We start from the raw sequence: 15,321 nt of genomic DNA on the forward strand, positions 1-15,321 counted from the left end.
CGAAACGAGTGTCAGGACCGATAAAAGTGCAATGCGCAACATGACGTCACTCCTCTGCAGGCGCAGTATTTCTTATTTGTCAGGCACTGTACTCTCAACGGACACGAGCTTGTCCGTGACGCCTTTGGATTTCGGACAAGGCGCCTTGCGGGAAGTTCAGAATTTGTTCAGCGCGGGAATCGACTCAGCGCAAACCCGTTTCGTTGCGTGCGATCACCATGCGCTGGATTTCGCTGGTGCCTTCGTAGATCTCGGTGATCTTTGCGTCGCGGAAATAACGTTCGAGCGGCATCTCTTTCGAGTAGCCCATGCCGCCGTGAATCTGCACGGCCTGGTGGGTGATCCACATCGCCGATTCGGACGCCGTGAGTTTGGCGACCGCGGCTTCCGTCGAGAAACGCCCGCCGTTTTTTTCCGCCTGACCCTTCGCGAAGGCAGCGCGCAGCGTGAGCCAGTACGATGCATCGAGTTTGCATTTCATGTCGGCGATCTTCGCCTGGGTCATCTGGAAGCTGCCGATCGGCTGGCCGAAGGCCTTGCGATCCCTCGCATAAGCCAGCGTCGCTTCATAGGCGGCGCGCGACAGACCCACGGCCTGCGAGGCGATGCCGATGCGGCCCGCGTCGAGCACACCCATCGCGATCTTGAAGCCCTCGCCGTCCGTGCCGATCAGTTCGTCGGCGGAAGCCCTGTAATCTGCGAATTCGATTTCGCAGGTCGCCGAGGCGCGGATGCCGAGCTTGGGTTCGGTCTTGCCCTTGTGAAAACCTTCGCGCGCGGTGTCGACGATAAAGGCGCTGATGCCCTTCGCACCTTTCGTCGGATCGGTCAGCGCGAACAGCAAAATATACTTTGCCACAGGCCCTGAGGTGATCCAGCTTTTCTTGCCGTTGACGAGATAGCTGCCGTCGGCCTGCTTGATCGCGCGCAGCTTCATCGCGGTCGCATCGGAACCCGATTGCGGTTCGGTCAGCGCGAACGCGCCGATCGCTTCGCCGGTCGCGATGGGTTTGACGTACTTGAGCTTCTGCTCGTGCGTGGCGAACTTGAGCAGGCCGTTGCAGTACAGCGTGTTGTTCACCGACATGATGGTCGAATGCGCGCAGTCCGCAGCGGCGATCTCGATCATCGCCAGCACGTAGGAAATCGAATCCATGCCCGCGCCGCCGTAGTCGGTCGGCACTTCGATACCCATCAGCCCGAGCTGACCCATCTCGCGGATATTGTCGAGCGGGAACTCGCCCTTGGCGTCGAACTCGGCCGCGACCGGCGCGATGCGCTTCTGCGCGAAGTCGCGCGCGATGGCCTGGATGGATAGCTGGTCTTCGGTGAAATTGAAATCCATATAACATCCTCGTTGCAGTTCAACTCGCTGGCGGGAGACAAAACGGCAGGATTGCCGTTTTGCACGGCACCGCCGCCCGCAGGGCGAGTGCCATGGATGGCACGAGTGTACGTGCCGAAGGCGGATGAGGGTGGCGCAACGCCACTACCCAGCGCCACCCTCACCCGGCGCACGATGCGCGCCAACCTCTCAGCTGTGCACTTCCTCTGGTCGCCGCCAGCGGGAGAGGTGAAGCCAGCCACAATTCTAGCGCTTTGTGTGATCGGAAAAGTCGCAGGGCTTGCCACGCAAGCGCTGGCTGAGCATCCATGCGAGCAGCCCCTCGGTCGCATACGCCTGATGCCAGATTACATGCATTTCGTCGGGATATTCGGTATAGCGCGGCTTGCCGCCCAGCGCGCGCAGCGCGCGCACCACTGCACGCGAGCCGACCATGGCGCCGCCGTAGCCGGTCTCGATATCGGTATCGTTGTCCTTGCCGCCGTGAAAGACCCACTGAGGTACGTCGACGATTGGCGCCAGGCCCGACGTTTCCGTCATGCCCGACATCGGCACGCCCGCCGCGAAGCAGGTGGGCCAGGTTTTCAGCGCATCCCACGTGCCTGTCCCGCCATCGGAAATGCCGGTGAGGACGACACGGCGCGGATCGATCGGAAAACGCGTGAGCGCATCGCGCACCACCGCGGCCACGCGCGCCGGCGGCCAGTAGCCACCGGTCGTTTCCGGCGCGATGTATACAAGTGGAATACCGCCCGCGATCGCCTGATCGACCAGTTCGAGCGAGCCGTTGCCGTAGCCGCCGAGCTGCGATTCGTTGTCGGTGCCGTCCTGCCAGTCGCCGTGCAGGAACACGATCAGCGCCAGGCGCTCGTTGTGCTCGCGGCCCGGCGTGACAATCGCGCGATACGGCACGTGCAGGGCATCGGGGGTCCAGTATTTGCCGAGCGCGCCTTCTTCTATCGCCAAGATGGGAGTACTGATTAGCAACGCCAACAAGGCGAGCAGAGATTGCATGAAACGCGCTTTCATCAAATCAGCTTCCGTCAAAATCTGTGTTTGAAATCCTCCCATCCGTTCGTGGTGAGGTATCGAACCATGAACGGCAATCTATCGTGCCATTCACCCTTCGATACCTCAGGGCGAACGGGACCTGATCTCATTCTTAACCCACTGCTACCGCCAATACACCAAACGTTGACGCTATGTCTGCACAAGTATACGCTGTACATCTATCTTTCAATCAAGATGAAAGGATACGTATTGGATCTGGCCTCGACCTCGGCCTTGTTGCGCCTGTTGTCCGACTCGACACGCGTGCGCCTGCTCGCCCTCCTGGAACGCGAGGAGTTGACCGTGGCCGAGCTGTCCAGTGTGCTGCGCCTGGCCCAGCCGCGCGTATCGACACACTTGGCCAAGCTCAAGGAAGCCGAACTCGTGCGCGACCGCCGCGCGGGCGTCTCCGCCTATTATCGCTTCAATTCCGAAATGGATGCGAAATCCGCCGCCTTGCTGCATGCGCTGCGCGCGAACATCGACGACGCGCTGATCGCCAACGATGCGCAGCGCCTGCCGACGATCCTCGCCCAACGCGCACGCGCCGAGGGCTGGGCCGACAGCGTCGCCGGCGACATGGAGCGTCATTATTCGCCCGGCCGCACCTGGGAAACACTCGCGCGTGCGATGTCCGGCCTGATCGAAACCGGCGACGTGCTCGATGTCGCTTCCGGCGACGGCATGCTGGCCGAACTGCTCGCGCCGCACGCGCGCACGATCCTGTGCATGGACGCGAGCGAGCGCGTAGTGAGCGCCGCGCGCACGCGCCTGAAGAGCTTTCGCAACGTCGAAGTGAAGCTCGGCGACATGCACGCGCTGGAGATCGACGCGCGACGTTTTGATCTTGTGCTGCTGATGCACGCGCTCACCTATAGCGACCAGCCGGCGAAAGCCGTCGCCGAGGCGGCGCGCGCGCTCAGGCCCGGTGGACGTCTGCTGGCGACGACGCTTGCGCATCACGCGCACCGTACCGCGGTGGAGCCGTTCGACCATCTCAACCTCGGCTTCCGCGAGGAAGAGCTGCGCGATTTCGCGCGCAAGGCCGGCCTCAAGGTCTTGAACTGCGGGCGCATCACACGCGAACGCCGCCCGCCGCATTTTGAAGTGTTGAGTCTGCTGGCGCAAAAGAGCTAAACGAAAAATAATCACCGCGAAGGACGCAAAAGGCCTGATACAAATGAGCATACAAAATTTCTGCCCGTTTCCTGCTCGTCATCCCGGCGAAAGCCGGGATCCAGTGTCTTTCGCCTCGGTTGTGACGAAAGCAGAGTCACTGGATTCCGGCTTTCGCCGGAATGACGAGTCAAGGGGCACTCGGATTGGAGTCACGCCATGAAAAATACCCTGCCTTGGCTGCACCCCGAACGCACGCAGTTGCTGCTCGACGCGCTGGCCCAGCGCGTCCTGGTCATCGACGGCGCGATGGGCACGATGCTGCAGACCTACAAACTCGAAGAGGACGGCTATCGCGGCGAGCGTTTCGCCGAAGGTCACGATGCGCAGCATGCGCACGCGCATCATGGTCCGGGTTGCGACGTCAAAGGCAATAACGATCTGCTGTCGTTGACCCAACCGGAAATCATCAAGGCCGTGCATAACGCCTACCTCGATGCGGGCGCGGATCTGGTCGAAACCAACACTTTCAACTCGACCACGATCAGCCAGGCCGACTATCACCTTGAGCATCTGGCCTACGAATTGAATCGCGAAGGCGCACGCCTCGCGCGCGAGTGCTGCGCTGCCGCCGAGGCCAAGACAGTGGATGCGAGTCCCTCGCCAGGAGCCCGGCCATCCCTGGCCGGACTTTCCAATAAGCCGCGCTTCGTGATCGGCGTGCTCGGCCCGACCAGCCGCACCGCCTCGATTTCTCCGGACGTGAACGATCCAGGTTTCCGCAACGTGACGTTCGAAGAACTCGTCGCCGCGTACAGCGAAGCAACGCGCGGGCTGCTCGACGGCGGCGCCGACATCATCATGGTTGAAACGATTTTCGACACGCTCAACGCCAAGGCCGCGTTGTACGCAGTTGCGCAGGAATTTGCGCGGCGCGGCGCGCAGGTGCCGATCATGATCTCGGGCACGATCACCGATATGTCCGGGCGCACGCTGTCCGGTCAGACCGCCGAAGCGTTCTACTACTCGCTGCGCCATGCACGGCCACTGTCGATCGGCTTGAACTGCGCGCTCGGCGCGACCGAGTTGCGCGCCTATGTCGATGCAATCGCCCAAGTTGCCGACTGCTACGTCAGCGCGCACCCGAACGCAGGTCTGCCCAATGCATTCGCCGAATACGATGAAACGCCGGAGCAAATGGCCGCGACGATCGGCGAGTTTGCCAGCAGCGGCCTGGTCAACTTCGTCGGCGGCTGCTGCGGCACGACGCCAGCGCATATCCGCGCGATCGCGGATGCAGTGCGCGATGTAAAGCCACGTGCATTGCCGGCTGCCGCCCACATGGCAGCAGCTTAAAGACTTTAACCACGGAGAACACGGAGAACACAGAGAAAGCGAGAGAGAGACTAGTGCCAAAGCCAAAGCCCAAGGCAGACGTCACCTATCGAATTGAAGGGTGCTGATTCGCCTATCTCTGTGTTCTCTGTGTTCTCTGTGTTCTCTGTGTTCTCCGTGGTTCCATCTTTCGACTTTGATCTTCAGGACATTCGACAGGCAATGAATCAACGTTATACCCGCCTCTCCGGCCTCGAACCGCTGGTCATCACGCCGGAGCTGCTGTTCGTCAATATCGGCGAGCGCACCAACCTCACGGGCTCGGCGCAGTTCAAGAAGCTGATCAAGGACGACCGTTACGATGAAGCGGTCGAAGTCGCGCGCCAGCAGGTCGCCAACGGTGCGCAGATTCTCGACGTCAACATGGATGAAGGCTTGATCGATTCGGAAATGGCGATGGCGAAATTCCTCAGCCTGATCGCGGCCGAGCCCGATATCGCGCGCGTGCCGGTGATGGTCGACTCGTCGAAATGGACCGTGATCGAAGCCGGCCTGCGCTGCCTGCAGGGCAAGGGCGTGATCAATTCCATTTCGCTCAAGGAAGGCGAGGAAGTTTTCCTCGAACACGCGCGCAAGGCGCTCAACTACGGCGCCGCGGTCGTGGTGATGGCGTTCGACGAAACCGGTCAGGCCGATACCAAGGCGCGCAAAGTGGAAATCTGTACACGCGCCTACCGGATACTGACCGAAGAGGTCGGCTTCCCACCCGAAGACATCATCTTCGATCCGAATATCTTCGCGATCGCGACCGGCATCGACGAGCACAACAACTACGCAGTGGATTTCATCGAGGCGACGCGCGAGATCAAGGCGACCTTGCCGCACTGCCATATTTCCGGTGGCGTCTCCAACGTGTCGTTTTCGTTTCGCGGCAATGAATTGGTGCGCCAGGCGATCCATGCGGTGTTTCTCTACCACGCGATCAAGGCCGGCATGGACATGGGCATCGTCAACGCCGGCGCGTTGCCGATCTACGACGATCTGGATGCCGAGCTGCGCGAACGCGTCGAGGACGTCGTGCTCAACCGCCGCGTCGATGGCACCGAACGCCTGCTCGAAATCGCTGAGCGCTACAAGGGCAAGAAAGGCGCGACCGAAGTCGAGGCGCAGGCCTGGCGCGACCTGCCGGTGCGCGCTCGGCTCAGTCACGCGCTCGTGCACGGCAACGACGCCTTCGTCGAAGCCGACACCGAAGAGGCGCGCCAGCTCAGCACGCGCCCGCTTGATGTGATCGAAGGTCCGCTGATGGATGGCATGAACGTGGTCGGCGACCTGTTCGGCGCGGGCAAGATGTTCCTGCCGCAGGTGGTGAAATCCGCACGCGTGATGAAAAAAGCCGTCGCCTATCTGCTGCCCTTCATCGAGGCGGAAAAAGAACGCACCGGCGACACGGCGAAATCCAATGGCAAGATCGTCATCGCCACGGTCAAGGGCGACGTGCACGATATCGGCAAGAACATCGTCGGCGTGGTGCTTCGCTGCAACAACTTCGAGGTGATCGATCTGGGCGTGATGGTGCCGGCGCAGAAGATTCTGGAAACAGCGAAAGCCGAGCACGCCGACATGATCGGGCTGTCGGGCCTGATCACGCCGTCGCTCGAAGAAATGAGCCATATCGCCAAGGAGATGCAACGCCAGGATTTCCATCTGCCGCTGCTGATCGGCGGCGCGACGACGTCGCGCGCGCACACGGCGCTCAAGATCGAGCCGCACTACAAGTCGCCGACCGTTTGGGTCAAGGACGCCTCGCGCGCGGTCGGCGTGGCGCAATCGCTGATCAGCAAGGACCTCGTCGACGAATTCCTCGCCAAAATACGCGTCGAGTACGCCGACATCCGCGAGCGCCACAAGGATCGCGGCCCGGCCAAGCGTCTGGTTTCCCTCGCGCACGCGCGCGGGCAGGCATTTGCGGGCGATTGGGAGAAGTACGCACCGCCGGCGCCGAAAAAACCGGGCATCACAGTGTTCGACGACTATCCGCTCGCCGAACTGATCGAACACATCGACTGGACGCCGTTCTTCAATACCTGGGAACTCGCAGGCCACTATCCGCAGATTTTCGACGACGCGGTCGTCGGCAAGCAGGCACGCGAATTGTTCGACGATGCGCAGAAGATGCTGAAGCAGATCGTCAGCGAAAAATGGCTAACCGCGAAAGGGGTGTTCGGGCTTTGGCCCGCAGCGCGCGACGGCGACGATGTGGCTGTTCTCCTTCCCCCGCTTGCGGGGGAAGGTTGGGATGGGGGGGCGTCCCATGCCACGCACTCACCCCCGCCCCAACCCTCCCCCGCAAGCGGGGGAGGGAGCAAAAGCACCACGCTCCACTTCCTTCGCCAACAAGTCGACAAGCCGCCTGGCCGGCCGGACTTTTGTCTTTCCGATTTCATCGCGCCGAAAGAATCGAACGTGCGCGACTGGATCGGCGGCTTCGCCGTGACCTCGGGTATCGGCATCGAGCGCAAGCTTGAGGAATTCGAAAAAACCTACGACGACTATTCCTCGATCCTGCTCAAGTCGCTCGCCGATCGTCTCGCGGAAGCTTTTGCCGAAGCGCTGCACGAACGTGTGCGCAAGGAATTCTGGGGCTATGCCGCGGACGAATCGTTGAGCAATGTGGACCTCATCGGCGAGAAATACCGCGGCATCCGCCCTGCGCCGGGTTATCCCGCCTGCCCCGATCACACTGAAAAACGCACGCTGTTCAAACTGCTCGATGCGACGAACAACACCGGCATCGAGCTGACCGAGAGCTTCGCGATGTATCCAACCGCAGCCGTATCGGGCTGGTATTTCAGCCACCCGGACAGCCAGTACTTCGTCGTCGGCCGCCTGGGCAAGGAACAGATCGAGGACTACGCCAAGCGCAAGGGCTGGACGCTGGCCGAGGCCGAACGCTGGCTCGCACAGAATCTGGACTACGATCCGGAATGACGGGGTAGGAAATGAAAGTGGGGAGTAGGAAGTGGGCAGTGGAAAAGCCGAACGGAGGTGAGCGCGCTAACTCTCCCGGCTCGTCATTCCAGCGAAAGCTGGGTTTTCAACAGCGAAGCTGGTCATCCAGCTCTTCTGAACATGCATCGAAAGAGCTAGCTGGAGCAAGGACCGGATTCCAGCCTTCGCTGGAATGACGGTACCTGAATTTCAAGCCTCTTCAGGCCCGCGCGGCTCGATCACCTCTGGCTTGTGCGCGCGGATATGCGTGACCAGGTTGTACACGGAAACGAACGCGGGAAACAGATTCGACATCACGCCGACAGAATCGTTTTTCCCGAATGTGAAGTACAACAGCAACAGCGCGCTGCCGCTGATCGAGAGCCACCAGAACGATAGCGGCATCACGACGCGGCGCAATTTTTTCGTCGCGTACAACTGCACGAACCAGCGCGCAGTGAACAGGAATACGCCGACGTAGCCAATCAATTTCCATGGCGTCACGCCGATATGATGAATATGAAACAGAACTTCGTTCATGCGAGTGTCCTTGGCCGGCGACGCGGTGGGCAAAATGGGATTTTATCAAGCCTGCGCAGCGCAGACTCAAATAATTCCTGGTTTCACGGCTCAAAACCCTGACCTGGCGAAGCAACCGCTTCCACTCGGGCCCGGATCAACAGCAAAGGCAGTGCGGCGTCGCTTCTGATCTTTCTTTTGATCTTTCCCCCTTACAACGCACCGAGCATCGCAGTCTTCGGCGGAATCGCCCGAAGGGGCGCGCGCACGAGGCGGCATGGATGCCGGAGGTAGAGCAACGCAGGAGCAGTTGCCGGAGGCGCGCGCGTTCGCGAACGTACAGGATGTACGTCAAGCGAACCCCGTCGAAGGCGAGAAGCGCAGGGAACCTCGCGCGTGCGCGAGGTGCGGTGTCGGGGGCGGCCTCTCTTTGGCTACTTTCTCTTGGCTGGTGAAGAGAAAGTGACCCGCTCGCCGCAGGCGAGTGGAAGCTCTGCTTTTCCACAACGGAGAAAAAAGCACAGACACTGGATACCGGCTTACGCCGGTATGACGAGCTAGGGCAAAGACACCGATTGCACGCGGCTTCTGACGCGTGCCCTGCGGGCTATTCGCTGCGCGAATGTTCGCGCCGGCATCCGTCTGCGCAGTCCGCCCGTGGGGGAATCACGAACCAAGAGCCAAAGACACTGGATACCGGCCTTCGCCGGTATGACGAGGCAAGCTCAGGCGCGCGCAGCAAGCCAATCGTGTATCGCGGACGGTACCTCGCGCTGGGCGCGGCCCGACACGTAAATGCCGATATGCCCGCCCTTGAACGCCAGCTCGGTGTAATCGTCGGTGCCGATGCGCCCGCGCAGCGCGCGCGAGGCATCGGGTGGGACGAGGTGATCCTGCTCGGCAAAGATGTTGAGCACGGGCACGTCGAGATTTTTCAGATCGACCGACTTGTTGCCGATCTTCAAGCCGCCTTCGATGAGCTTGTTGCCCTGATAGAAATCCTTGATGAACTGGCGAAACGCCTCGCCGACCTGATCGGGGCTGTCGAAAATCCACTTTTCCATGCGCAGGAAATTCTCAAGCTCCACTTTGTCGTCGAGAATATCGACCAGCCCGATGTACTTCTGCTGGTTCAGGCGCACCGGCTTGAGCATCAGGTAGCACCAGTTCATCAGATCGGCCGGCACGTTGCCGAGAGTGTCGACGAAAAGGTCCACGTCCAGGTTGCGCACCCAGCGCGCCAGCATGTTATCCCTGGTGTGGAAATCCACCGGTGTGACCATCGTGATCAGATTCTTGAGCTTTTGCGGATAGATCGACGCGAAGCACAGGCTGAACGCGCCGCCCTGGCAGATGCCGAGCAGGTTGATCTTGTCCACCTTGTGCCGTTTCGCCACGACATCGACGCAGCGGCGGATGTAGCCGTTGATGTAATCGTCGAGCGTCGTATAGCGATCGGAAAGATCGGGGTAGCCCCAGTCGATCAGATACACATCTTCGCCGAGCGCAAGCAGGTTCTTGACCAGCGAGCGGTCGTCCTGCAGATCGACCATGTACGGTCGGTTGACCAGCGCGTAACTGATCAGCAACGGTATCTTCGCGGTCGGCTTGTTCTGTCCCTTGAAGCGGTACAGGACGAGTTTGTCCTCGCGGTATACCTCTTCCTTGTCGGTCACGCCGTAGTTGACCTCATCGAGCTCGCGCAGGGTTTTCAGGCCGGCAGAAAGTTTCTGCTGAAACTTCGTCGTCTCTTCGATCGCCTTTTGCGGCGTGATGCGAATCGGATTCATGGCGTTGCGATATCCCGCTGGCTGATAACTCATTTCTTGCGTTTGCCGGTCTTGTCGTCCGCGTTTGCGGATTTATTCTGCTTGCTCGGCTTCGACATGCCTGCCGCCACCGCCTTCAACTTGCCCGGCTTGCCGCCGACACGGCGGCGCATCGCGGCGATCGCGTCGCCAAACGTGCTCTTGCCCTTGCCCGCGGACTTGCTGCTCGAAGCAGCGAGTGGACGCGGCTTGACCACCGGCGCCGGTGGGCGCGGCTTCGCCGCCACGCGGCGACGTGTGCGTGCAGGCCGCGGTTTTCCGGCGGCAGCCGCCACGGCCGCTTTCGGCGCGCTGGCCACGGAGTCCTGTTTACGAGCCGGAGCGCGTTTCAGTTGCTTCACCTCGGCCTGCAACGCGGCGATTTCCGCTTCGTGTGCACCGTTGTCGGCCTGCGCGCGACCGCCGTCGCGCAGCTCGCGGCGCAAGTCGTGCAGGCGCTTGTGCACGCCGTTCAGCTCGCTGCGCGTGGGCATGCCAAGATCCGTGCTGACGCGCTCGACTTCGGCCTGAATCTGCGCGCGCGCGCGCATCTGCGCATTCGCGAGCTCGCCGTATACTTTTGCGAACTCGTCGGAGAGTGCGACTTCCGCGTAAGCTTCTTCGGCCGCATCAACCCACAGATCGTAGAGCGCGCGCAGCGAATCGATCGAGCGCCCCGGCTCGGAGCGCTCGGCCAGCTTGCCTTCGAACAACTCGAACCCGCGCTGGCTCGCCTTGAGCATCAGCGCGTTGTAGTTCTTCAGCGCCTGTTGATATTCGACGAAGGCGAGCGCGGTCTTTTGATAATGTTCCTGATGCTCGCGACCGACGCCGAACGCCGGCACGCGCAGCCAGGACAAGCCTTCCTGACGCATCTGCTCGATGAAGGGCGCGAACGCCGCAGGCATTTCGGTAAACCCTTTCGCGCCCTGCCCGCTGATATCGCGCAGGGCCTTGGCAAAGGGATTGTTCGCCAGGTCTGTGTCCATGCCGGGGATCTGAAATCCGCTCGGCGCGGCAAATCCACCGCGCAACGAATCGAACCACGCCTGCGCCGGATTCGCACTCGCCGCTCCAGCGCCCTGCCCGGCCGCACCGAACATCGACTGGATCATCGAGACATAACTCTGCGCGCTGGCCAGCATGCGCTCGGCGGTTTCGCTCTGCTTGTTGCCCGAACCGGCAAACAAGCGCGCCCATTGCTCGAGCCCCTCGTGCCACGCCGGTGGCGTCCCGAATGCGGGCGCTGCGCCCGCCATGCCGGCAAATGGCATGCCAAACGGCATCGCCGGCGGCGGCGCGGCGGTTGATGCCTTCGCCGAAAGATCCGACCACGCATTCAGATACTGGCGCTGCAGCGCTTGCCAATCCTTGAGCCAATCGTTCACGGGTTTGCTATCGCTCATGTATTTCTCCACGGACAAACGGATGCTAGCACGCGCCTCGGAAGCGTCGCAAAACAGCTGCGACAGCGATTTCGCTAATGCGACAGGGGCAATCCATGTTTATCGAGACCCGCTAAATAAAAAGCGGGCCGAAGCCCGCTTTTTTATCTTCAAACTTTCACTTGAAACTTACGCCGCCGGCGCGTCTTCGGTTACCGCCTTCATCGACAGGCGGATACGGCCCTGCTTGTCGACTTCGAGCACCTTGACCTTGACTATGTCGCCTTCCTTGAGCTTGTCGGAGACTTTCTCGACACGCTCGTTGGAAATCTGCGAGATGTGGACGAGACCATCCTTGCCCGGCAGGATGGTGACGAAGGCACCGAAGTCCATAAGCTTGAGATGCGGCCGGTTTCGACATCGGAAACGATCCACGTACCCCGGTCAGTGCGCTATTTTCAGCGTCTTCAGATACGCGATGAGGTCGGCGCGCTGCCTGGCATCGACAACGCCCGAAAACGGCATCACGTTGCCCGGAACCATTTTTTGCGGGTCGGACAGATACGCATCGAGCGATTTGTCATCCCAAGTGATGGCGGCGCCCTTCATGGCGCGACTGTAGCGAAATCCGGCGAACGCGCCCGCCTTGCGTCCGAGTACGCCTTGCAGGCCCGGCCCCACGCCGTTGGTTCCGTCGGTCGAATGGCAGACCGCACATTGCGCGTAGGCTTGCTTGCCGGCGGCGGCGTCTTGGGCGATGGAGGGTGTTCCGACCGCTGCGCAGGTGACCGCCGACAGCATGAAAAGCACTTGACCGATTCGATGCATCAAAACGCTCCTCAAAAAACAGATTGTGTTGGGTGTCGCTGCAGCATGGAGCGGGCTACAGCATCCTTGGCCGCTGCACGTACGAAACCAGATCGTCGCCCAGTCGCAGCGCGAGCGCGGCGAGCGGCCCCGTCGGATTGAACCCGGAATTGTGCGGGAACACCGAGGCGCCGACGATGAACAGGTTTTCCGCATCCCAATGCTGCAGGTGCGGCGACACGACACTCGTGTTCGGATCCACGCCCATCGGCGTACCGCCGGTGACGTGCGTGCTCTGGTACTGCCGCGTGTCGAACGGCGCCTTGCGTCCCGCCACCGGACCCATGATGTCGGGGCGCATCGCCTTGACGATCTCGCCGATCTTCTGCGTCACCCAGTCCGACATCTTCGTCTCGTTCTCGCGGAAATCGAACGTCATGCGGATCAGCGGCTGACCGTAGGCGTCGCTGTACTCCGGATCGAGGTCGAGATAGTTGTCCTGGTGCGGATAGCAGCTGCCCTGCGCCGAGACGCCGAACGAATGCGCATACCACGCGGCGTTGGCTTCCTTCCATTTCGTGCCCCATTGCGGCGTGCCCGACGGCACTCGCCGGTTGGCGATAGGGCGCCCATTAGTCACGCTGGCGCTGATGCCGCCGCCACCAAGGAAACCCAGCCCAGAGTGATCGAAATTGTCGTTGTTGAACTCGTCGATAACCGTGCTGGTGCAGCCGCTCGCAAGGAACGGGTTGATCCAGCGGTCCTTGTAGAACGCGTTCACCGCCGAGTTCGTCTGGTAGCAGAAGTTCTTGCCGACCACGCCCGTCATCGTCTTTGGATCATAAGGTTTGCCGATACCGTCCAGCAGCAGCAGCTTGGTGTTGGTCATCGTGAACGCGCCCAGCATCACGACATCCGCAGGCTGCTCGAACTCCTCGCCGGTGACGAGATCGATGTAGCGCACGCCGGTGACGCGCTTCGCCTGCTTGTCGTAGTTGAGGCCGAGCACGTGCGAGCGTAGCCGGATTTCGAAGCCCTTGCGTTCCAGCAGCATCGGATAGAGCAAGACCTCGGGCGACGCCTTGGCTTGCGCTTCGCAGATGAAGCGCTCGCAGTGGCCGCAATACTGGCACTGACCAAGCTTCTGGCCATCCAGGTTTGTGTATGCGCCGGGAGAATTCGCCGCAGGTGCCGGAAAAGGCTTGTAGCCCATCGATTCCACGGTGGCCTTGAAGATCGTTCCGGCTTCGGTGATCTCCAGCGGCTTCTGCGGATACTCGTTAGTGCGTGGGCCTTCGAACGGGTTGCCACCCGGCTGGATCTGCCCATTGATGTTGCCGGCCTTGCCGGCAATGCCGAAGAGTTTCTCGAACAGGTTGTGATACGGCTCCATCTCGGCGTACGTGACACCCCAATCCTGCAGCGGCATGTTCTTGGGAATGATGCCTTTGCCGTAACGCGTTTCGTAACGCGTGCGAATGGTCGGGTCGTACTCGGCCCAGCGCCAGGTAACCCCATTCCAGTGATTGGCCGCACCGCCCATGCCTTCGCCGGGCAGGAACGCTTCCATCCAGCGCACCGGAAGAGACGCCTCGCCGCTGCCGTGCCGCAGCGAGTATGTCTGCACCGCCCAGTTCTGCATCAGGCCCTGGTGCGTATCCCAGCGCAATTCGTCGCGCTGACTGGGGAGCTTCGCCTCGGCGCCGGTGCGGTGATCGATGCCGCGCTCGAGCACGAGCACCTCGACGCCTTTCGCGGTCAACGCTCGAGCGACGAGTCCTGCGGTCAATCCGCCGCCGACGATCACGACGGTGCGCTTGGAAAGTTTGGTGGCCATGGCGCGCTCCGGGTCAGCTGAAGTCGATGATCGACTTGGGATCCTTAGCACCGGGATACGGCTTGCCGCGGTACTGCACCATGTCGAGCGCGTGCGTCGCCGGCAGCCCGGGGTATCCGACCAGTTTCCAGAAGACTTTGTTGTGGTTGCCGCCGTAGATGGGGTCGGCGAAGCACGCCTGCACGAACAGCGGATACACGAGCTCGTTGAACCACAGTGCGAGCGGCACGCGCGGGTCGGTGTACTTGCCGCCCTGGATGTCCTGCAGAAACGCGTTGGCGTCTGTGGGCGTCAGCTGGTCGAACGGCTTGCCGTATTTCTTCGTGCACGCCTCCGTCGCTGCGCCCACACCAGCCTTGAAGAACGCCGCAGGCGTGAGCGGAAGTTGCAGACCGAGTTGCGGCTTGCCGCGCTTCCATGGTCCGCGCATATAGCGGCCTTCGCCCTGGCCGAATGCGCCGGCGAGCTGGCGATCGATGTAGTTCGCGAGGCCACAGTCGACGCCGTTCGGCGTGTACTGGTCGGCGGGACACATCACGTTGACCAGCGCCTCGACGAACGTTGCCTCGCCGGGACCGAAGAATTCGTAGCCGGTGAACGGCGCCGCGACCGACGGCGCATCTGCCGCGCTAGCAGGCACCGCAGCGGCAAGCGCTACCGCTCCGGCCGCGCCTAGCGTGCGCGTCCCGACCGGAACGGCGCCTGCCAGCGTTGCGACCTGCTGCAGGAAGATGCGCCGGTTAGTGCCCGATCCATGTAGTTCAGCCATCGTTTCCTCCCCTCAGAAGCGCGAACTGCAGGCGGCTTCTCACCTGTACGTCACAATCTTGCGCAGCGCCATACGGTAAATGCATCATACGGCAAGCGCAACGCGGATGACGACGGCGACAACACGGCGAGTAACTCACGGTGACAGGCCTCAAGTTGGAGCGAATGAACCGGCCCGACATCTAACGGGCTTTCATCAAATCCATCAATATCGCGGTCCCTACGCCGCAAAAAAAACGGGCCAACGGCCCGTTTTTTCTTGTTTCCCGATCTACGTCGCCATCATGCGGCAGGCGCGTCTTCGGTTACCGCCTTCATCGACAGGCGGATACGGCCCTGCTTGTCGACTTCGAGCACCTT

The 15,321-nt window shown here is 61.4% G+C and carries 11 protein-coding genes and 1 pseudogene; 3 read left to right on the top strand and 9 right to left on the bottom strand.

Annotation, left to right across the window (positions count from 1 at the left end):
• Nucleotides 1–184 precede the first annotated feature (184 nt).
• Entirely contained in the window at nucleotides 185–1,345 is a 1,161-nt protein-coding gene (locus VIE67_RS07825; protein ID WP_332024953.1) for an acyl-CoA dehydrogenase family protein, read from the bottom strand.
• Between the two features lie 246 nt (nucleotides 1,346–1,591).
• A complete protein-coding gene (locus VIE67_RS07830) occupies nucleotides 1,592–2,311 on the bottom strand; it encodes a carboxylesterase family protein (protein WP_332024955.1) in 720 nt (239 codons plus the stop codon).
• 294 nt (nucleotides 2,312–2,605) lie between these two features.
• Between VIE67_RS07830 and VIE67_RS07835 the strand changes: the two genes are divergently transcribed.
• From VIE67_RS07835 to metH, 3 genes are all read left to right on the top strand, one after another.
• On the top strand, nucleotides 2,606–3,532 hold the full coding sequence (locus VIE67_RS07835) for a metalloregulator ArsR/SmtB family transcription factor (protein WP_414707313.1): 927 nt from the start codon (nucleotides 2,606–2,608) through the stop codon (nucleotides 3,530–3,532).
• Nucleotides 3,533–3,730: 198 nt separating this feature from the next.
• On the top strand, nucleotides 3,731–4,867 hold the full coding sequence (locus VIE67_RS07840; RefSeq protein WP_332024959.1) for a homocysteine S-methyltransferase family protein: 1,137 nt from the start codon (nucleotides 3,731–3,733) through the stop codon (nucleotides 4,865–4,867).
• Nucleotides 4,868–5,068: 201 nt separating this feature from the next.
• Nucleotides 5,069–7,837, top strand: a complete 2,769-nt coding sequence (metH, locus tag VIE67_RS07845; protein WP_332024960.1) for a methionine synthase — start codon at nucleotides 5,069–5,071, stop codon at nucleotides 7,835–7,837.
• A gap of 210 nt (nucleotides 7,838–8,047) precedes the next feature.
• Here the strand turns inward: metH and VIE67_RS07850 are convergent, their stop codons facing one another.
• The 7 genes and pseudogenes from VIE67_RS07850 to VIE67_RS07880 form a co-directional block, all read right to left on the bottom strand.
• Nucleotides 8,048–8,377 carry a lipid-A-disaccharide synthase N-terminal domain-containing protein gene (locus tag VIE67_RS07850; RefSeq protein ID WP_332024961.1) on the bottom strand — a complete coding sequence of 110 codons (330 nt, stop codon included), beginning with the start codon at nucleotides 8,375–8,377 and terminating at the stop codon, nucleotides 8,048–8,050.
• A 704-nt stretch (nucleotides 8,378–9,081) separates the two neighbouring features.
• Nucleotides 9,082–10,146, bottom strand: coding sequence for a class III poly(R)-hydroxyalkanoic acid synthase subunit PhaC (locus VIE67_RS07855; RefSeq protein ID WP_332024963.1), 1,065 nt, complete (start codon nucleotides 10,144–10,146; stop codon nucleotides 9,082–9,084).
• 29 nt (nucleotides 10,147–10,175) lie between these two features.
• Nucleotides 10,176–11,570 (bottom strand): class III poly(R)-hydroxyalkanoic acid synthase subunit PhaE, encoded by a 1,395-nt coding sequence (gene phaE / locus VIE67_RS07860; protein WP_332024965.1) that lies wholly within the window; start codon nucleotides 11,568–11,570, stop codon nucleotides 10,176–10,178.
• A gap of 168 nt (nucleotides 11,571–11,738) precedes the next feature.
• Nucleotides 11,739–11,948: pseudogene (locus VIE67_RS07865) on the bottom strand (S1 RNA-binding domain-containing protein); the annotation flags it as partial.
• 45 nt (nucleotides 11,949–11,993) lie between these two features.
• Nucleotides 11,994–12,377, bottom strand: a complete 384-nt coding sequence (locus tag VIE67_RS07870; protein WP_332024967.1) for a c-type cytochrome — start codon at nucleotides 12,375–12,377, stop codon at nucleotides 11,994–11,996.
• Nucleotides 12,378–12,432: 55 nt separating this feature from the next.
• Nucleotides 12,433–14,193, bottom strand: a complete 1,761-nt coding sequence (locus VIE67_RS07875) for a GMC family oxidoreductase (protein ID WP_332024969.1) — start codon at nucleotides 14,191–14,193, stop codon at nucleotides 12,433–12,435.
• Nucleotides 14,194–14,206: 13 nt separating this feature from the next.
• Nucleotides 14,207–14,962, bottom strand: coding sequence for a gluconate 2-dehydrogenase subunit 3 family protein (locus tag VIE67_RS07880; RefSeq protein ID WP_332024971.1), 756 nt, complete (start codon nucleotides 14,960–14,962; stop codon nucleotides 14,207–14,209).
• Between the last annotated feature and the right edge of the window lie 359 nt (nucleotides 14,963–15,321).

The organism is Rudaea sp. (genome assembly GCF_036560865.1).
Lineage (GTDB): Bacteria > Pseudomonadota > Gammaproteobacteria > Xanthomonadales > Rhodanobacteraceae > Rudaea.

Coding starts and splice junctions, on each gene's coding strand:
- VIE67_RS07855 (WP_332024963.1), bottom strand. CDS start 10,146: ATGAATCCGATTCGCATCACGCCGCAAAAGGCGATCGAAGAGACGACG.
- VIE67_RS07850 (WP_332024961.1), bottom strand. CDS start 8,377: ATGAACGAAGTTCTGTTTCATATTCATCATATCGGCGTGACGCCATGG.
- VIE67_RS07875 (WP_332024969.1), bottom strand. CDS start 14,193: ATGGCCACCAAACTTTCCAAGCGCACCGTCGTGATCGTCGGCGGCGGA.
- VIE67_RS07840 (WP_332024959.1), top strand. CDS start 3,731: ATGAAAAATACCCTGCCTTGGCTGCACCCCGAACGCACGCAGTTGCTG.
- phaE (WP_332024965.1), bottom strand. CDS start 11,570: ATGAGCGATAGCAAACCCGTGAACGATTGGCTCAAGGATTGGCAAGCG.
- metH (WP_332024960.1), top strand. CDS start 5,069: ATGAATCAACGTTATACCCGCCTCTCCGGCCTCGAACCGCTGGTCATC.
- VIE67_RS07880 (WP_332024971.1), bottom strand. CDS start 14,962: ATGGCTGAACTACATGGATCGGGCACTAACCGGCGCATCTTCCTGCAG.
- VIE67_RS07825 (WP_332024953.1), bottom strand. CDS start 1,345: ATGGATTTCAATTTCACCGAAGACCAGCTATCCATCCAGGCCATCGCG.
- VIE67_RS07870 (WP_332024967.1), bottom strand. CDS start 12,377: ATGCATCGAATCGGTCAAGTGCTTTTCATGCTGTCGGCGGTCACCTGC.